The sequence below is a fragment of the Caballeronia sp. dw_276 genome, assembly GCF_018449635.1.
Taxonomy (GTDB): Bacteria; Pseudomonadota; Gammaproteobacteria; order Burkholderiales; family Burkholderiaceae; genus Caballeronia.
Genome location: NZ_JAAVUV010000010.1, coordinates 267,925 through 284,747 on the forward strand (window position 1 = coordinate 267,925; position 16,823 = coordinate 284,747).

19 protein-coding genes are annotated in these 16,823 nt (G+C 60.4%); 7 read left to right on the plus strand and 12 right to left on the minus strand.

What is annotated here, in order from left to right; all coding sequences use genetic code 11:
- The first annotated feature begins 206 nt into the window (after window positions 1-206).
- Window positions 207-653: a hypothetical protein gene (locus tag HB633_RS21860; RefSeq protein WP_213780256.1), complete on the plus strand. Its 447-nt coding sequence runs from the start codon at window positions 207-209 to the stop codon at window positions 651-653.
- 41 nt (window positions 654-694) lie between these two features.
- Here HB633_RS21860 and HB633_RS21865 read toward each other — a convergent pair whose 3' ends face one another.
- Window positions 695-1,057, minus strand: coding sequence for a hypothetical protein (locus HB633_RS21865; protein ID WP_213780222.1), 363 nt, complete (start codon window positions 1,055-1,057; stop codon window positions 695-697).
- A gap of 364 nt (window positions 1,058-1,421) precedes the next feature.
- Here HB633_RS21865 and HB633_RS21870 point away from each other — a divergent pair, with 364 nt between their 5' ends.
- On the plus strand, window positions 1,422-2,444 hold the full coding sequence (locus HB633_RS21870) for a porin (RefSeq protein WP_255581058.1): 1,023 nt from the start codon (window positions 1,422-1,424) through the stop codon (window positions 2,442-2,444).
- Window positions 2,445-2,515: 71 nt separating this feature from the next.
- Here the strand turns inward: HB633_RS21870 and HB633_RS21875 are convergent, their stop codons facing one another.
- Window positions 2,516-3,481: a nitronate monooxygenase family protein gene (locus HB633_RS21875; RefSeq protein WP_213780224.1), complete on the minus strand. Its 966-nt coding sequence runs from the start codon at window positions 3,479-3,481 to the stop codon at window positions 2,516-2,518.
- Between the two features lie 204 nt (window positions 3,482-3,685).
- On the opposite strand from HB633_RS21875, the gene HB633_RS21880 reads away from it, so the two are divergent.
- Window positions 3,686-4,579 (plus strand): alpha/beta hydrolase, encoded by an 894-nt coding sequence (locus tag HB633_RS21880; RefSeq protein WP_213780225.1) that lies wholly within the window; start codon window positions 3,686-3,688, stop codon window positions 4,577-4,579.
- Window positions 4,580-4,777: 198 nt separating this feature from the next.
- Here the strand turns inward: HB633_RS21880 and HB633_RS21885 are convergent, their stop codons facing one another.
- Genes HB633_RS21885 through HB633_RS21905 form a run of 5 tightly spaced genes read right to left on the minus strand, consistent with a single transcriptional unit; the run spans window position 4,778 to window position 8,704 of the window.
- Window positions 4,778-5,686, minus strand: a complete 909-nt coding sequence (locus tag HB633_RS21885) for an MBL fold metallo-hydrolase (RefSeq protein WP_213780226.1) — start codon at window positions 5,684-5,686, stop codon at window positions 4,778-4,780.
- The gene (locus tag HB633_RS21890; RefSeq protein ID WP_213780227.1) at window positions 5,683-6,285 is read right to left on the minus strand and encodes a DUF1289 domain-containing protein; all 603 of its coding nucleotides are present in this window, start codon (window positions 6,283-6,285) and stop codon (window positions 5,683-5,685) included. Before HB633_RS21890 ends, HB633_RS21885 begins: the two co-directional genes overlap by 4 nt.
- Entirely contained in the window at window positions 6,285-6,785 is a 501-nt protein-coding gene (locus HB633_RS21895) for a YbaK/EbsC family protein (RefSeq protein ID WP_213780228.1), read from the minus strand. The genes HB633_RS21890 and HB633_RS21895 overlap by 1 nt, the downstream gene beginning before the upstream one ends.
- Window positions 6,786-6,814: 29 nt before the next feature.
- Window positions 6,815-7,738: a hydroxymethylglutaryl-CoA lyase gene (locus HB633_RS21900; protein ID WP_213780229.1), complete on the minus strand. Its 924-nt coding sequence runs from the start codon at window positions 7,736-7,738 to the stop codon at window positions 6,815-6,817.
- A 24-nt stretch (window positions 7,739-7,762) separates the two neighbouring features.
- Window positions 7,763-8,704 carry a glyoxylate/hydroxypyruvate reductase A gene (locus tag HB633_RS21905; protein ID WP_213780230.1) on the minus strand — a complete coding sequence of 314 codons (942 nt, stop codon included), beginning with the start codon at window positions 8,702-8,704 and terminating at the stop codon, window positions 7,763-7,765.
- 201 nt (window positions 8,705-8,905) lie between these two features.
- On the opposite strand from HB633_RS21905, the gene HB633_RS21910 reads away from it, so the two are divergent.
- The 4 genes from HB633_RS21910 (at window position 8,906) to HB633_RS21925 (ending at window position 11,220) form a co-directional block, all read left to right on the plus strand.
- Entirely contained in the window at window positions 8,906-9,529 is a 624-nt protein-coding gene (locus tag HB633_RS21910; protein WP_213780231.1) for an alpha/beta hydrolase, read from the plus strand.
- 92 nt (window positions 9,530-9,621) lie between these two features.
- Window positions 9,622-10,620: a sulfate ABC transporter substrate-binding protein gene (locus HB633_RS21915; protein ID WP_213780253.1), complete on the plus strand. Its 999-nt coding sequence runs from the start codon at window positions 9,622-9,624 to the stop codon at window positions 10,618-10,620.
- A gap of 67 nt (window positions 10,621-10,687) precedes the next feature.
- Window positions 10,688-10,900, plus strand: coding sequence for an antitoxin MazE family protein (locus HB633_RS21920; RefSeq protein WP_213780232.1), 213 nt, complete (start codon window positions 10,688-10,690; stop codon window positions 10,898-10,900).
- Entirely contained in the window at window positions 10,897-11,220 is a 324-nt protein-coding gene (locus tag HB633_RS21925) for a type II toxin-antitoxin system PemK/MazF family toxin (RefSeq protein WP_213780233.1), read from the plus strand. Before HB633_RS21920 ends, HB633_RS21925 begins: the two co-directional genes overlap by 4 nt.
- A 63-nt stretch (window positions 11,221-11,283) precedes the next feature.
- On the opposite strand, the gene bioB is transcribed toward HB633_RS21925, so the two are convergent.
- The 5 genes from bioB to HB633_RS21950 form a co-directional block, all read right to left on the minus strand.
- A complete protein-coding gene (gene bioB, locus HB633_RS21930) occupies window positions 11,284-12,333 on the minus strand; it encodes a biotin synthase BioB (RefSeq protein ID WP_213780234.1) in 1,050 nt (349 codons plus the stop codon).
- 35 nt (window positions 12,334-12,368) lie between these two features.
- Window positions 12,369-13,094: a dethiobiotin synthase gene (bioD, locus tag HB633_RS21935; protein WP_213780235.1), complete on the minus strand. Its 726-nt coding sequence runs from the start codon at window positions 13,092-13,094 to the stop codon at window positions 12,369-12,371.
- Window positions 13,091-14,311 carry an 8-amino-7-oxononanoate synthase gene (gene bioF / locus HB633_RS21940; RefSeq protein WP_213780236.1) on the minus strand — a complete coding sequence of 407 codons (1,221 nt, stop codon included), beginning with the start codon at window positions 14,309-14,311 and terminating at the stop codon, window positions 13,091-13,093. Before bioF ends, bioD begins: the two co-directional genes overlap by 4 nt.
- Complete coding sequence (gene bioA / locus HB633_RS21945; RefSeq protein WP_255581059.1) at window positions 14,308-15,663, minus strand: adenosylmethionine--8-amino-7-oxononanoate transaminase; 1,356 nt, start codon at window positions 15,661-15,663, stop codon at window positions 14,308-14,310. Before bioA ends, bioF begins: the two co-directional genes overlap by 4 nt.
- A gap of 72 nt (window positions 15,664-15,735) precedes the next feature.
- Window positions 15,736-16,521 carry an enoyl-CoA hydratase/isomerase family protein gene (locus HB633_RS21950; protein ID WP_213780254.1) on the minus strand — a complete coding sequence of 262 codons (786 nt, stop codon included), beginning with the start codon at window positions 16,519-16,521 and terminating at the stop codon, window positions 15,736-15,738.
- Window positions 16,522-16,823: the final 302 nt, after the last annotated feature.

Here is a 16,823-nt window from a genome sequence, read left to right on the forward strand (position 1 = left end):
ACATGGTGTTACAACCATCAGGAAGACCTAACACTTTTTGGCTCGACGCCGATCATCGCGCGCAATAAATTGATCGGTAGACCGGTTGGCAGGACGCCATCGCCAAGGCGAAATGTTCTGATCATCCGACAGCAACCGGTCGGCGATGCAAACGGAACCCACGTTCCAAGCACGCTCGAACGAGTCGGACGCCTCGCAGTATTGACATGCCGCTCACCCGAATTCGCCACGCTCGTCGCTTGATTCTTGCCGCTGCAACCGGCCTGGTTGCGGCGTCGGCAATGTTGGCAACGGCGGCATTCGCCGGTGGCGCAGGGTCAAGCGGGACCGTACTCACTCGCAGCGTTTTCAATCGCGGCGGCGAAGCGCACGGGCAATGGCAAGCCGTCAACCAACGCGCCATGCGGGTTGACGACGTGGACAGCGGCGCACAGCCTTTTGTTTTCCAGCGTGTTGCCGCCGGATCCGGACTGACCTCCGTCAGCGCCGAAGTCCGCGGTGGGGCGCGTGGCGACCAGGGTGCGCAATTGCATGGTGGCGGATCGATCCGCGCCGACATCGCGCGGTATAACGAAGAGCGCAGCACGCCACGTGCGTCGGGTCGCCAATCCGACGATCCCCGTTCTCCGGCCAATTCGGCGTACCGCAATTAATCCGATAAGCTCAGTCATCGAAGTACTGCGAAGCCGATTAGTTAAAAATCAGAGATAGTGCATAAGCACATTAATCCATTCACGCTTTCTCTATTACCAATTCGGCACTTGGCGATTAACGGCGCCTGCATAGCCTGCACAAAACAAAAAACAATTCCGTCGTCTATGGATAGCGTAGCGATGACGTAATGACGCCACAGTTCCGAGACACCTCGACGCAGCTCTCTTCCTCCCAAAATCATCTGCATTAACAATGCGCTCTGCCTGATTTTTGAACGCATTTTCAATGTCCGCTCCAAAGCAACCAGCGCGTCTGCGCCGTCGCATATGGCGCGCGGGGCGATCGATGCATGCATCCAAGCGCCGCATTCAAACACGGCGAGTTGCGCAAGATCACGCTTCATTTAAGTCCGCCATGTGCAACCTATTCGAATCGCTATACGCGGCATAAGCAAAGTTATTTTTGTCCAGAAAAATGATCCGTAAAGATGGTTCCGCGTTGAATGAGCGCCATGAGTGCCATCAGTGTGTCGGCCATCCAGCACCGACCGTACGAAATGCCTTTGAGCCGCGTCCCGAGTCAGACCAAGAGTCATGTCATTGAATCAGGCTGTCCATAACGGGCATTCATAAGAACAGTTAAATAAAGAGCGAGGCATTCATTGCTCGCGACATCCCGGTTTTAACGTTGATACGACAGGAGAGTCCATGAAGCCAACCGTGAACCGCGCGCTGAAAGCCGCGGCCAAGGCGACCGTTACTGCTGGCATGTTCGGCTTGCTTGCCGCCAGTACCGTCCACGCGCAATCGAGTGTCCAGCTGTACGGACAGGTCGACGAATGGGTGGGCGCTACGAAGTTTCCAGGCAGCGACCGGGCCTGGAACGTGGGCGGCGGCGGTATGTCGACGTCGTACTGGGGCATGAAGGGCAGCGAAGATCTGGGTAACGGGTACAAGGCCATCTTCACGTTGGAGAGCTTCTTCCGGGCGCAAAACGGTCAGTACGGGCGCTTTCAGGGCGACACGTTTTTCGCACGCAACTCGTACGTTGGTATTCAGTCGCCGTACGGTACCGTCACCGCAGGCCGCCTGACCACGCAACTGTTTGTATCGACGATCCTGTTTAATCCGTTCATCGATTCCTACACCTTCTCGCCGATGGTGTATCACGTGTTCCTCGGTCAGAGCACGTTCCCGACGTACACGACCGATCAGGGCGTGGTTGGCGATTCGGGCTGGAACAACTCCGTGCAGTACACGACGCCCGATTTCAGCGGCCTGTCGGGCAGCGTCATGTACGGCCTCGGCAATCAGGCCGGCGAGAATGGCGCCAAGAAATACAGCGCGCAGTTCCTCTACTTCCACGGTCCGTTTGCCGCGACCGGCGTGTATCAGTACGTGAACTTCAGCTCGGCGCCGACCGACCTCTCGACATTCGTGCCGGGCTACAAGAGCCAGAGCGTGGCGCAGCTCGGCGCATCGTACGACATGAAGTACGTCAAGTTCTTCGCGCAGTACATGTACACGAAGAACGATATCGATCCCGGTACGTTCCACGTCAACACCGGACAAGGCGGCGTGACGATTCCGGTTGGGGTGGGTTCGGTGATGGCGTCGTACGCGTATTCGCGCAGCAATGGCGGGCTCGATCAGACGCACAAGAGCTGGGCGCTCGGCTACGACTATCCGCTCTCGAAGCGCACCGATGTCTACGCGGCGTATCTCAACGACAAATACACGAGCATCTCCAGCGGCAATACCTACGGCGTCGGCATTCGCGCGAAGTTCTGACGCGAAATCCAGGCGCAAAAAAATCCCCGCCAGGTCCAGACCTGGCAGGGATTTTTTCATCCATCAGCGGATCAACGCGCGATCCCGAGCCGATCCTTCGCGGCGCCGTATTCCTGTGTGAGGCGCGCCACGAGTTCTGCGACCGTCGGGACATCGTCCATCAGGCCGACACCTTGTCCCGCGCCCCAGATTTCTTTCCAGGCTTTCGCCTTGACAGCGGCATCGCCGAAATTCATGGCGTTTTTATCCGATGCCGGCAGCGCATCCGGATCCAGTCCCGCGTTCACGATGCTTTGGCGAATGTAGTTACCGTGCACCCCGGTGAACAGGTTCGTGTAGATGATGTCGGCCGCCTTCGACCCCACGATTGCCGTCTTGTAGTCTTCCAGCGCATGGGCCTCGCGCGTCGCGATGAAGCGCGTGCCGATATACGCGAAATCAGCGCCCATTGCCTGTGCGGCCAGGATCGATCCGCCATTGGCGATCGCGCCGGACAACGCGATGGGTCCATCGAACATGCGGCGCACTTCGCCGACCAGCGCGAACGGCGACGTCATTCCCGCGTGACCGCCGGCGCCCGCCGCGACGAGGATCAGGCCATCGACGCCCGCTTCCAGCGCCTTCTCCGCATGCCGCAAATTGATTACGTCGTGCAGCACGATGCCGCCGTAGCTGTGAACCGCGTCGATCATCTCCTTCACCGGCGCGCGCAAGCTCGTGATGAAAATCGGCACGCGATGCTCCACGCAGACGCGTACATCGGCTTCAAGGCGCGCGTTCGAGTGATGCACGATCTGGTTCACCGCGACCGGACCCACCGGCGTGCCCGGATTCGCCGCCTTGTGCGCCTCGATGCCCTCGTTGATCTGCGTGAGCCATTCATCGAGCAGCTCGGCCGGCCGGGCGTTCAGCGCGGGAAACGAGCCGACAATGCCCGCCTTGCACTGCGCGAGCACAAGCTCCGGATAGCTGACGATAAACATGGGTGACGCAATAACAGGCAGCGCGAGGTGTTGCAAAGCGGCGGGGAGTGCCATGACACGAGTCTCCTGATTGAATAATAAGAAGCGTAATAAACAGCGAACGATCGTTCGATTATAGGCGATGCTTCAACGCGCATGATCCGGGCGAACTGAGGAAGTCTTCAGGTTCTACCCCGTTTCGGGCCAATGGACAGTCTAGTATCGTCGGGGACGCCTACAATCGTTTTCCCGTTCATTGGATCATCGGATACAGACGCCATGCCGTTCGAAGACTACCAACCGTTCACCTTCAATGCTTCCGGCGTCGACATTTTCGGCGTCAAGGGCGGCAACGGGCCGCCGCTGTTGCTGCTGCACGGGCATCCGCAGACGCATGAAATTTGGCACAGGCTGGCGAAGGACCTGGCGCAGCATTTCACCGTGATTGCCACCGACCTGCGCGGCTACGGCGCGTCGGGCAAGCCGCCGAGCGACGAGCATCACACGCCGTATTCGAAGCGCGTCATGGCGACCGATCAGGTCGCCGTCATGCGGCATTTCGGGTTCGAGCGCTTCATGGTCTGCGCGCATGATCGCGGCGCGCGCGTGGCACACAGGATGGCGCTGGATTTTTCGCAAGCGGTCGACCGGCTGATGCTGCTCGATATCGCCCCGACGCTCGCCATGTACGAGGCCACGAATCGCGCTTTCGCAACCGCTTATTTCCACTGGTTCTTCCTGATTCAGCCGGAGCCGCTGCCCGAATTGCTGATCGGCGCGCATCCGGATGCTTATGTGGAGCGCGTGATGGGAAGCCGGCACGCGGGTCTCAAGCCGTTTGCGCCACATGCGCTGCAGGCATATCGCGACGCATTGCGTCAGCCCGGCGCGGTCCACGCGATGTGCGAGGACTATCGGGCATCGGCGAGTATTGATCTTGAACACGATCGCGCCGACCTGGAGTGCGGCAACAAAATTGCGTGTCCGCTGCGTGTGTTGTGGGGGAAGGAAGGCGTGATCGAACAATGTTTCGAGCCGCTGGACGAGTGGCGGCGTGTGGCCCGCGATGTCAGCGGTCGTGCGGTTCCTTCCGGGCATTACATTCCCGAAGAAGTCCCTGAAGAATTGCTCAAGGAAATCCTCGCGTTTTTCGAGGCGACCGAGCGTACGTGACGCCTTCGCGTGGCGTTCATGCAGCATTCAGGTGAGTGTCATTGGTCTGTAGGGAAAGCACCGATGCGTCTCAAAAACAGGCGCGTTAGGATGCATCAGGCGCTGATCACGTCGACAAAATTCCGCCGCTTGGACCTGCTTTTCGATGCCTAATCGATCGCAGACAAGCGGCTTTCTTTTTGGCCCGGCGCTGCCGCTTTAAGCAACCGTCACCGTTTCGCCTTCCACCCTCAACACGCCGCTTGTCTGCAACTCGCCGAGATACTTGCGTACCAGTTGCGCGGGGTCATCGGAGAGCATGTTTGCGGCGGCGCGCATTGCCCGGGCGTCACTGGCCATTCGCACGAGTTCGCCGACCTGCATGACGCGCAACTCCATCAGCTTGAACACGATCAACACCTTCAGCGCGTTCTTTGCGTTTCGTTCGGGATCCGCCCGCAAATAATCAATACGCGATGACGCCACATCCAGCGCCCTGGCAACGTCAGTGAAAGGCGCGCCGTGGCCGGGAATCACGGCACGAACGTCGAGCGTGGCAATCAGGTCCAGCACCGCGCGTTGTTCCGCGAAGCCGCTTTCGCCTTCCAGCTCCGGAAAGATCACGCCGAAACCGTTTTCCCAAAGGGCGTCGGCGCTGATCAGCAGGCGTTCTTCCGCCGAGTAGAGCATGAGCGAATGCGGATCGTGGCCGGGAGCGCCGAGCACGGACCAGCTCATGCCGCCCAGTTCCAGCGTGGCGCCCGGGGCGATCGTGCCGGTGAAATTGAAACGCTCGCATGTTTGAGCGGTCGCGCGGAACGTGAGTTTGTCCTCGTCCCAGGCGCGTACGGCTTGCGCTTCGCTGTGCGGAATAAGCGTTTCGCATGCGAAGTTCACTTGCAGCAGCGCGTTGCCGCCGCAATGATCCGAGTGCAAATGCGTGTTGACGATCAGATCGAGCGACCGTCCCGCGCCAAGCGCGTTGCGCACGAGCGCGAGGGTCTGCGCGGCATGCGACGAATAGCCTGAATCGATCAACGCGGTTCTGTTGTCATCGATAAAAAACACGTTGTTCGACGACAACCAGCCGCGCTCGAACACGCGCATCGAAACAGGAAGCTGGATCATTCCCGGGTCTCCAGGGGCGCCGCCGCAGGCATCACCACGATAGTCGCCGTCGCCTTGACGACCGTTTCGCCAAGTTGGTTCTGCGCCTCGCCTTCGAGCTTCACCAGATCTCCGTTGAGGCTGGCTTTCCAGTGTGCATCGACGACCTGCCAATGCATTTTGAGGACATCGTTCGCCTTGACCGCGCGCACGAGCTTGATGCTGAATTCCAGACCAAGAGGCTGGGCGTAAGCCGAAAAATGCGTCGCGAGTACCGCCATCAGATGCGCGGTGGGCTGCGTGCCCGATGCAATCAACGACCCAAAACGGCTGGCTTGGGCGTATGAGTCGTCGTGATGCAGCGGGTTCTGGTCGTTGACCAAAGTCGCGAACGACTTGATGGAATCGGGCGGCAATTCCAGCGTCGCCTCCATTCGCTCGCCCACGCGCACCATGCGCGCACGCCCGGACGCAAGCGCCAGCGCGGCGCGCTTTTGCGCGTCATCGAAGGACGACCAGCCGGCGATTTCATCGATCGTGCGAAAGCAGCCGTCGCAAAGGTCCGTGCGTGGATTCATCCTGCATACATCGATACACGGCGACGCCACGGCTTCAGTCATCACGCCGTCTCGCGCAACGCGACATCCACGACCGGCGCGTCCGTCAGCGCGATCAGTTCCTGCGGCGTCAGGTTGAACACCGCGTGCGGATGACCGGCGGCGGCCCAAAGGCTGTCGAGCGCGAGCAGGTCTTCATCGATCAGCGTAACCGGCGGCGTGACATGACCAATCGGACAGACGCCGCCGATTGCGTAGCCGGTTTTTTCGCGGACGAATTTGGCGTCGGCGCGGCCGAGTTCGCCGACGCGCGCGGCGACTTTCTTTTCATCGACACGATTCGCGCCGCTCGCAATCACCAGCACGGGCGCGTCGTCTTCCTTGCGGCGAAACAAAATCGACTTGGCAATCTGGGCGACCGAGCAGCCCAGTCCGGCCGCCGCTTCCGCCGATGTCTTGCCAGTTTCCGCCAGCATCACGATGGGTTTGGTATGGCCGCGTTCGCTGAGCAAACGGGCGACGCGGCGGGCGGCTTCGGGCAGGGCGTCGAGGGTTTCGTTCATTGCATTCGGTTCCTTTTATGAGCGTATTCTTAGACGCAAGGCGTTACGCCATCGCGTTTTTTCGCGAGCAGCGCACGTCCCACGCGCGAAGCACTCGGTTTGCCGATGGCCTGCGAAATGAAGTCGCCGATATCCACCAGCTGATCGAGATCCACGCCGGTTTCAATGCCCAGTCCGTTGAGCAGGAAAATCACGTCTTCGGTCGCGACATTGCCCGTCGCGCCCTTGGCATATGGACAACCGCCGAGCCCCGCTACAGATGCATGGAAGATCTCGATGCCTTCCTGCAACGCCGCGTAGACGTTGGCGACGGCCTGGCCGTAGGTATCGTGGAAATGGCCGGAGAGCCGTTCGCGCGGAAATACCTTCGATACCGCCGCCATCACCTCGCGCGTGCGGCCCGCAGTTCCCACGCCGATGGTGTCGGCGATATCGATTTCGTCGCAGCCGAGCGCCTTCATGCGCTCCACGACATCCACGACGGATGCCACCGGCACGTCGCCTTGATACGGACAGCCCAGCGCGCAGGAAATGCTGCCGCGCAAGCGCAATCCCGCTTCTTTTGCGGACTTCGCAACCGGTTCGAAGCGCGCGATGCTTTCCGCGATGCTGCAATTGATGTTCTTCTGCGAGAACGCTTCGCTCGCCGCGCCGAAGATCACGATTTCATCGGCTTTCGCTTCGAGCGCCGCTTCGAAACCGCGCAGATTCGGCGTCAGCGCCGAGTAGATCGTGCCCGCGCGCCGGTCGATTCCCGCCATGACCGCGGCCGCATCGGCCATTTGCGGCACCCATTTCGGCGATACAAACGACGTCGACTCCACGTTCTGCAAACCCGCTTTGGCAAGCCGGTTGATCAGCTCGATCTTGAGTTCAGTCGCGACGAAATTCTTCTCGTTCTGCAGGCCGTCGCGCGGCGCGACTTCGACGATTTTCACTTTAGGCGGAAGCATGCCTGTCTCCTTTTTTGGCCGGCATCAGTAGCCGCGTTTGGCGTCGACTATGCCGGATATGGGTTCACCGCGCGTAAGCGCCCGGATCTTCAGCGCGATCTGTTCGATGCTTTCCTCGCGCAGCGTAATGGCGGCGACGTGCGGCGTGATTTCGATACGCGGCGTGGTCCAGAACGGATGATTATCGGGTAAAGGCTCTTGGTGGAAGACATCCAACGCCGCCGCCGCGATCTGGCCGGACTTCATGGCTTGCAGCAAATCGTTATCCACCACATGCGGACCGCGCGCCAGATTCACCAAATACGCACCGGGCGCGAGGCGTTCGAACGCGCGGGCGTTCAGAATGCCTTCGGTGTCCGGTGTATGCGGCAACAGGTTGATGAGCATCTTGGCGCCATCGAGGAAAGCGTCGAATTGCCCGGCGCCCGCGAATGTCTGCACGCCTTCAATCTCGCGTTTGGTGCGGCTGAAACCGCGCACCGGCACGCCGAGCGTTGTCAGCGATTGCGCGACGCGCGCGCCCAGCACACCCATGCCCAGCACGCCGACGGTGAATGTGCTGCGTGCATGCGGCTCGAGTTTTTCCCATCGATGTTCACGCTGGAGCGCGTCGTATTCGTCCATGCGGCGCAGGTAGCGCAGCACCGTGTAGACCGCGTATTCCACCATTTGCTGCGACATGCCGCTGTCTTCGAGGCGCACGAGCAACGCGTTTGGCGGCAGCGTGCCGGGTTCCTTGCGCTCGATGTCGAGAATCGCGTCCACGCCCGCGCCCAGGTTGAAAACCGCCTTCAGATCCGGACGATTCGCAAACAATTCGCGTGGCGCGCGCCAGACGACGGCGTAATCGGCGGGGGCGGTATCGCCGGGTTCCCATACGCGGACATCGGCTTCGGGAAGCGCGCGGGACAAGTCCTGGAGCCAGGGCGCGGCATCGTCGTTGTGCTCGTAGAGAATGATCTTCATTGAAAGTTCGGGTTCTGGATAGATGGCGTGGAATGTGAGCGGAATCGGACCATTTTACGGTTTCGCCGATTAAAACGCGCTCCGGTAGAAAAACGCCGCGCGCCCGCCGATAACCAAATGACGATAAGTTGGTTCTCGCGAACGCCGCGCCCAAGCAAAATTGGTCCTCACCATGCCGGCTTTGGCCGCAGCGAGGTTCACATGAGTTCATACAGCACATCCGCGTGGCCGCCGCGGCTCGTCACCGTGCCGGGTTTGCACGGCAGCGAGGGCGCGCACTGGCAAACGTGGCTCGAGCGGCAATTGCCGAGATCGCGCCGCGTCATGCAGGAGGACTGGGACGCGCCGCAACTCGATACCTGGGCGCAAGCCGTTGCAGACACCGTGGCGAGCGTTCGCGGCCGCGTCATTCTCGCGGCGCATAGTTTTGGTTGCCTCGCGGCGGCGCACGCGATCGCAGAAGGTCTGACCGGCGATGCGGTTGCGGGCGTCCTGTTTGTCGCGCCGGCGAGCCCGGACAAGTTTCGTTTTGCCGGCACGTTCGAAGCGCGTAAGTTGAATGTGCCTTCAGTGCTGATCGCGAGCCAGACCGACCCGTGGATGCCCTTCGACGATGCCCTGCGTCTCGCCAGCCAGTTCGGCAGCGCGCTGGTGAATCTCGGCGATGCCGGCCACATCAACACGGCCTCGGGTTTTGGTCCGTGGCCGCGGGCGAAGTATTTCGTCGACACGCTGATTCATTGCGCGGCGCCATCGCATTTCGGCGAGAAGAACGAAGCGAAGCGCGACGTGTTCGAGCGTTTCGAACAACCGGCGTATGGATAACGCACCCGACCGTTTGCGGCCCGAACCTACGAATGTTTTCGATAGAATCGCCGCTGGCGGCGGTTTTTACTATTCGAACAATCGGGGGATACATGGCGGGTTTGAAGCATTTGGCCGCGATCGCGGCGTTGGGTTTGACCACGTTGGCGCACGCGGAAACGTCGTTGCTGAACGTTTCATACGACGTGACGCGCGAGTTGTACAAGGACATCGATACAGCGTTCATTGCCGACTATAAGCAGAAGAACGGCGAAACGTTGTCCGTGCGCCAGTCGCACGGGGCATCGAGTGCGCAGGCTTTGTCAGTGATGCAGGGTTTGCAGGCCGACGTGGTCACAATGAACCAGCCTAACGATATCGACTTGCTGGTCGAGCGCGGCGGCCTGGTGCCGGCCAACTGGCGCACGCGTTTGCCGAACAACGCCGTGCCGTACACCACCACGATGGTATTTCTCGTGCGCGCCGGTAATCCGAAAAACATCAAGGACTGGAGCGATCTCGCGCGCCCGGGCGTGCAGGTTGTGATCGCGAATCCGAAGACATCGGGTAACGGGCGTTATGCGTATCTCGCGGCTTGGGGCTACAAAAAGCAGCAAGGCGCAACCGACGAACAAGCGCAAGCCTTCGAAAAAGCCATCTTCAAGAACGTGCCGGTGCTCGATACGGGCGGCCGCGGCGCGACAACGACGTTCACTCAACGGGGTATCGGCGATGTGCTGGTGACGTTCGAAAACGAAGTCGCGTTGATGGATACGGGCGCGGGCGGGAAGGATTTCGACGCCGTGTATCCGTCGGTGAGTTTGCTGGCGGAACCGCCGGTCGCCGTGGTCGACAAGGTCGTGGACAAGCGCGGCACGCGCAAGGAGGCGCAGGCGTATCTGCAATATTTATGGACGCCGGCGGCGCAGGAAATCATCGCGCAACATCATTTGCGGCCGCGTAATGCCGAGGTTTTAGCAAAGCACGTCAGCGAATTCAAGCCGATCAAGACGTTCACGGTGGAACAGGTTTTTGGCAATTGGCAGAAAGCCCAGCAAACCCATTTCTCCGATGGCGGAACGTTCGATCAGGTGATTGTGGATAAGAATTGAGCGGCGAAGCTCAAGTTGGTTTTTTTACCCAAATGCGCTAAACTCGTTACATGTAACGGAGGTTGTAATGAGACAAAATGTTGCTGAACGAGTAAGTAAGCGTCGTGCTGCGTTGCGTGCTGCGGGGCTTCGTCCAGTCCAGATCTGGGTGCCGGACACACGGCGCGAAGGGTTTGCAGCGGAATGCCGCCGTCAATCCCTGCTACTGCGTGACGACCCGCAGGAAAATGAAATCCTTGATTTCATTGAAGCAAATATGGACGTGCAGGGTTGGGAGTGAGGCGCGGCGATCTAATAACCGTTTCAGTCCAGGGTAACTTCGGAAAACCGCGCCCCGCACTGGTCGTACAGTCTGATTTGTTTTCAGAGCATGGGTCTGTGACGGTTTTGCTACTTACGAGCGAGTTGCGAGACACTCCGCTTTTTCGCGTCACCGTCGAGCCCGATGAAGTCAACCAACTGACCAAGCGTTCTCAGGTGATGGTTGATAAAGCAGTCACTATGCCGCGAGAGAAGCTCGGCGAAGCCTTCGGACGGCTTGAGGGTGAACTGATGATAAGCGTGACTCGCGCCATGGCCGTATTCCTCGGCATCGCCTAACACTCTGACATGTAAAACCAAAATGCCCCGAAATCTCGGGGCATTTTGCTATTCCTAACTGGCTTACTGAACCTGCGCGTGCCCGCACTTCACATCGCAGGCCTCCGCTTCGTCCATCTGCTGTGAAGCTTCGGCGCGCATGCCCAAACGTTCCAGCAACTTTCTATCGGCTTCAGCTTGCGGGTTGCTCGTCGTCAGCAACTGGTCGCCGTAGAAAATCGAGTTCGCACCGGCCACAAAACAAAGCGCTTGCAACGCTTCATCCATCTGTTCGCGTCCGGCCGACAAACGCACCATCGCCTTCGGCATCGTGATGCGCGCAACCGCAATCGTACGCACGAATTCAAACGGATCGAGCGGCGCCGTGCCCGTCAGCGGCGTGCCTTCGACTTGCACCAGATTGTTGATGGGCACCGATTCCGGATACGGCTCCATGTTCGCCAGTTGCGTGATCAGCCCCGCGCGTTCACGCCGCGATTCACCCATCCCCACGATACCGCCGCAACACACATTGATGCCCGCATCGCGGACATGTTCGAGCGTGTCGAGACGATCCTGGTACGTGCGCGTCGAGATGATCTGGCCGTAGAACTCCGGCGATGTATCCAGGTTATGGTTGTAGTAATCGAGGCCGGCATCGCGCAGACGGGTCGCCTGATGCGCTTCCAGCATGCCGAGCGTCACGCAGGTTTCGAGACCCATCGCCTTCACGCCGCGAATCATGTCGGCGATCGGTTCAAGATGCTGATCCTTCGGATTGCGCCACGCCGCGCCCATGCAGAAACGCGTCGCGCCGTTTGCTTTGGCGATTTCGGCGGCTTTCAGGACTTCATCGACGGGCATCAGCTTTTCGGCTTTCAGGCCGGTATCGTGATGCGACGACTGCGGGCAATACGCGCAATCTTCCGGGCAACCGCCGGTCTTGATGGAGAGCAACGTGGAAAGCTGAACCGTGTTGGCATCGAAATGTTCACGGTGAGCCGTCTGCGCGCGAAACAGCAGGTCGTTGAAGGGCAGGTCGTAGAGCGCGACAACATCTGCCACGCGCCAACGGGCCAGCGTCTTCGGCGCGGCGGATTGAGCGAGGGTTTCGGCGGTTTGCATTTGTGTCATGTGATGATCCTTTTCGCTTTGCAGATAACGATGAATTACTGGCCCGCGTCTGCCGAACGCAACGTGTCCAGCAGCAGGGAGGTATTGATATAAGTGGTCGCCGTCAGCGCATCGGGCGGGGACAGGCGGGGAATGGTGCCGAGCAATGGCGCGTTGTACTGGCTGTCGAGCCGCAACCGGATTGCTTCGATATTTTCAGCAGGAAACAGCATGTTCGGATCGAGTTGATTCGCGACCCAGCCCACGAGATGCAAGCCGCGCGCAGCGATGGCCTCGGCGCTCAGCAACGCATGACTGATGCAGCCGAGGCGCATGCCGACCACGAGCACGACCGGCAAATGCAATGCGAACGCGAGGTCGGCGGTATCGTGGACGTCGGTCAGTGGCACGCGGAATCCGCCGACGCCTTCCACCACGACCACGTCCGCCTGTTTGATGGCGGCCTGATGCGCCTCGACAATGCGCGCGATATCCAGCGACACGTTCTCGCGCGCCGCTGCAATGTGCGGCGCGGCGGCGTCCTTGAGCAGGAACGGCGTGCGTATGGACGGCGGCAGCACGACGTTCGCGGCGGCATCGAGTTGATCGGCGTCTTCGTTGTGCCATTCGCCATTGCGTTCGAACGCGCCGGCGGCGATCGGTTTCATTGCGGCGGCGCGCAAGCCCAGCGCCGCGAATCCGTGCAGCAACGAGGCTGAAACGAGCGTCTTGCCGATCTCGGTATCGGTGCCGGTGACGAAGATTGAAAGTGGCGCGGTCATGATCGATTGCTCAAGGTTTGCAAGGCGTGGTCGAGCTTCGCGAGGTCTTCGTGGCTATGCGCCGCCGACAACGAAATGCGCAGCCGCGATGTACCCACTGGCACCGTCGGCGGCCGGATCGCGGGAACCCACATGCGGTGTTCATCGAGCGCGGCGGCGAGTTGCAGCGTCTCTTCATTGCCGCCGATGATCAACGGCTGAACCGCCGTATGCGAATCCACCGGCTGCCATTGTGTGCGTTTCAAAATAGCGCGCGTGCTGTCGATAAGCGTCGCGAGATGCGCGCGTCTCTGGTCGCCTTCATCGCCGCCAATGATCTTGAGACTCGCCGATACCGCGTGCGCCACCGCCGGTACGGACGCCGTCGTGAAAATATACGGCCGCGCGCGCTGCACGAACCATTCGATCACGGTCTCATGCGCGATCACGAACGCGCCCGATACCCCCGCCGCCTTCCCTAACGTCCCCACATAAACAAGATGCGGCGAACGCAGCGCGACTTCGGCAAGCGCGCCGCGTCCCTGCGGACCGAGCACGCCGAAGCCGTGCGCGTCGTCGACGACGAGCCAGGCGCCGTATCGTTCGGCGATTTCGAGCAGACGCGCGAGCGGCGCAATATCGCCGTCCATGCTGAAGACCGAATCCGTGACGATGATTTTCGTCGCGCCCTCGTTTTGCGATGCATCGAGCATGGCGCTAAGTGCTTCGGCATCGGCGTGAGGATAGATGCGGATTTCCGCACGCGACAAACGCGCGCCATCGATCAGCGATGCGTGGTTCAACGCGTCGCAGAACATCAACGTATCGCGGCCGCCTGACTTGCTTACAGCACCGAGCGTGGTCAGCGTCGCGAGGTTCGCCATATAGCCGGTGCTGAAATACAGCGCGCGCGCCTGATCCACGAAGCCGCCGGAAAACGCTGCGAGGTCGTCTTCGAGCTTCGCGTGCGCACGCGAATGGCCGCCGAGCAAATGCGATCCGCCGCTGCCCGCGCCATATTTGCGCGCGCCTTCGGCCAGGGCTTCGCGCAAGGTTTCATGCGCGGCGAGGCCGAGATAATCGTTGCTCGCAAAGCCGATGATCTCGCGTCCATCCACCGTCATGTGCGCGGCGCACGCACTGTCGGCCACGCGCCGCCTGCGACGCAAACCGTCGCGATCGATATCGGCGAGGCCTTGTTTCAGCGTATCGAATAATGCTGGCGTTGGCGAAGTCATGCGGCCTCCGCGAGCGTTGTATCGAAGACGTTGAGCGTGCGTTCGGCGAGCAGCTTGAGTTCGTCGTCGCTGAGAATGTACGGCGGCATGAGGTACACGGTCGCGCCTATCGGACGCAACAATAGCTCTTGTTTCAAGGCATTTTCGAAAAAACGCCGCGAGAACGTGCGTGCTTGGACCGGGTCTTTGATGACGGCGTCGAACGCGAAGATCGTGCCTTGTTGACGTACGTTTTTCACTTGCGCGTGATCGTGCAGCGGACTCAATGCGGCATGCAGCATCGACGATTTCCGGTGATTTTCTTCGATCACGTTTGCCGTGTCGAACAGATCCAAAGTCGCCAAAGCCGCGCGGCACGCAAGCGGATTTCCCGTGTACGAATGCGAGTGGAGGAAACCGCGTGTCATGTCGTCGTCGTAGAAAGCGGCGTAGATTTCGTCGCGCGTCAGCACGATCGACAACGGCAAATACCCGCCGCTGATTCCCTTCGATAAACACACAAAATCCGGCCAGATCCCGGCTTGCTCGCACGCAAAAAACGTCCCGGTGCGACCGCAGCCGACGGCGATTTCATCGGCGATGAGATGCACGCCGTAGTCGTCGCAAAGTGCGCGAAGACCCAACAAAAAGGAGGGGTCGTGCATTGCCATGCCGGCCGCGCACTGAACCAGCGGTTCGACAATCACGGCCGCAAGTTGCGACGCCTTGGCATCGAACAATGTCTTCATGTCGGCAAGTGCGCGCTGTGCGACGTCGCGCGATGTCTCGCCTTCGCGTGCGTTGCGCGCATCGGGCGATGTCACCACGTGCGCATTGCGAATCAGCGGATCGTAGGCGTCCTTGAACAATGCGACATCGGTTACGCCGAGCGCGCCGATGGTCTCGCCGTGATAGCTGTTCGCGAGGCACACGAACTCGCGTTTCTCGGCGTGGCCGCTGTTGCGCCAGAAATGGAAGCTCATCTTCAACGCAATTTCGACTGCCGATGCGCCATCGGATGCAAAGAAAGCGTGGCCCAGTGTGTGGTGCGTGAGCGCGTTCAAACGTTCCGCAAGCAGAACCGCCGGTTCGTGCGTACAGCCGGCGAGCATTGCGTGTTCGAGCGTGTCGAGCTGATCCTTCAGCGCAGCGTTGATGTGGGGATTTGCGTGGCCGAACAGGTTGACCCACCAGGAACTGATGGCATCGAGATATCGATTGCCTTGATGGTCATACAGCCACGGACCCTTGCCGCGCGCGATGGGCACGAGCGGCGTGCGCTCGTGGTGCTTCATTTGCGTACACGGATGCCAAACGGCGCGAAGAGAGCGGGCAACCCAGTCATCGGCTGCGGGCGTGTGTTGATTGTTCAGATTCAAAACGACTCCATGGGAGCGGCTCGTCTGCATTCCGAGAACAAGCTCAGGCGGCGCTCCCGATCACATTCACGCAAGCCACGACGGCTTGCGTTTTTCCAGAAAACTGCGCACGCCGTCGCGGCCTTCGTCCGAGGCGCGAATGCGTGCAATACGGTCGGCGGTGTCCGAGATCAGCGTGTCGTCGATGGGTTTATCGGCGAAATCGACGACCAGTTGCTTGCATTCGCGCACCGCATTCGGACTGTTCGCGGCGATGGCAGCGGCGACGGCGTCGACGGTGGCATCGAGCGTTTCGGCCGATACCACCTGATGCACGAGGCCGATGCGCAGTGCTTCGTTTGCGTCGATCCGCTCCGCCGTCACGAAATACCTGTGCGACGCCCGCGCCCCGATTGCCCGGATCACATAGGGCGCGATGGTCGCTGGCATCAGCCCGAGCTTCGCCTCCGAGAGACAGAAATGCGCCGAATCCGCGGAAATCGCGATGTCCGCGACCGCCACGAGGCCCATTCCGCCTGCGTAGGCGTCGCCCTGAACGCGCGCGATCACTGGCTTGTTGCAGGTGTAGATGGTGTTGAGCATGGTTGCGAGACCGAGGGCATCGGCGCGATTTTCCGCGTCCGAATAGTCCGCCATGCGTTTCATCCAGTTGAGGTCGCCGCCGGCGCAAAACGCCGGGCCGTTCGCGGCGAGGATGATCACGCGGACGGACGCGTCATCGGCCAGGGCGCGAAACGCGGCGGTCAGTTCGACGATGGTGGCGTCGTCGAAGGCGTTACGCACGTCCGGGCGATTGAGCGTGACGCGCGCCACGTGGCCATCGGCGGTGACGGTTATGCGCTGCAGATTCATATCGGGCATGGCGGGTTCGCGACGGGCGCGGCTCGGTGTTCGATGAGTATCGATTATCTCTAAATTTGTGGCGGGGGTTTTGATTTGAACGGAGGTGGAGGCCTCCGGCGGGCGTGGGACGCGGCGGGCGTTTTTGTCTTTGACGCTAACGTCGGTCTAATGGGGGGCTTTTGGGCGGGAATTGACGGGAAGTTAGGCGGGGGAGGTGGTTGTGGGGCGATTGTTCGTGAGGTGGGGGTTGATGCCGGGTTGCTGCTTTTTAGGCTACCGCGCGTTCGTTTTTAGCTGTTCTCTTTAGCACT

Bases quoted from the DNA above. Each gene is read 5' to 3' on its own strand.
- HB633_RS21860 (WP_213780256.1), top strand. From the start codon at position 207: ATGCCGCTCACCCGAATTCGCCACGCTCGTCGCTTGATTCTTGCCGCT.
- HB633_RS21865 (WP_213780222.1), bottom strand. From the start codon at position 1,057: ATGAAGCGTGATCTTGCGCAACTCGCCGTGTTTGAATGCGGCGCTTGG.
- HB633_RS21870 (WP_255581058.1), top strand. From the start codon at position 1,422: ATGTTCGGCTTGCTTGCCGCCAGTACCGTCCACGCGCAATCGAGTGTC.
- HB633_RS21875 (WP_213780224.1), bottom strand. From the start codon at position 3,481: ATGGCACTCCCCGCCGCTTTGCAACACCTCGCGCTGCCTGTTATTGCG.
- HB633_RS21880 (WP_213780225.1), top strand. From the start codon at position 3,686: ATGCCGTTCGAAGACTACCAACCGTTCACCTTCAATGCTTCCGGCGTC.
- HB633_RS21885 (WP_213780226.1), bottom strand. From the start codon at position 5,686: ATGATCCAGCTTCCTGTTTCGATGCGCGTGTTCGAGCGCGGCTGGTTG.
- HB633_RS21890 (WP_213780227.1), bottom strand. From the start codon at position 6,285: ATGACTGAAGCCGTGGCGTCGCCGTGTATCGATGTATGCAGGATGAAT.
- HB633_RS21895 (WP_213780228.1), bottom strand. From the start codon at position 6,785: ATGAACGAAACCCTCGACGCCCTGCCCGAAGCCGCCCGCCGCGTCGCC.
- HB633_RS21900 (WP_213780229.1), bottom strand. From the start codon at position 7,738: ATGCTTCCGCCTAAAGTGAAAATCGTCGAAGTCGCGCCGCGCGACGGC.
- HB633_RS21905 (WP_213780230.1), bottom strand. From the start codon at position 8,704: ATGAAGATCATTCTCTACGAGCACAACGACGATGCCGCGCCCTGGCTC.
- HB633_RS21910 (WP_213780231.1), top strand. From the start codon at position 8,906: ATGAGTTCATACAGCACATCCGCGTGGCCGCCGCGGCTCGTCACCGTG.
- HB633_RS21915 (WP_213780253.1), top strand. From the start codon at position 9,622: ATGGCGGGTTTGAAGCATTTGGCCGCGATCGCGGCGTTGGGTTTGACC.
- HB633_RS21920 (WP_213780232.1), top strand. From the start codon at position 10,688: ATGAGACAAAATGTTGCTGAACGAGTAAGTAAGCGTCGTGCTGCGTTG.
- bioB (WP_213780234.1), bottom strand. From the start codon at position 12,333: ATGACACAAATGCAAACCGCCGAAACCCTCGCTCAATCCGCCGCGCCG.
- bioD (WP_213780235.1), bottom strand. From the start codon at position 13,094: ATGACCGCGCCACTTTCAATCTTCGTCACCGGCACCGATACCGAGATC.
- bioF (WP_213780236.1), bottom strand. From the start codon at position 14,311: ATGACTTCGCCAACGCCAGCATTATTCGATACGCTGAAACAAGGCCTC.
- HB633_RS21950 (WP_213780254.1), bottom strand. From the start codon at position 16,521: ATGAATCTGCAGCGCATAACCGTCACCGCCGATGGCCACGTGGCGCGC.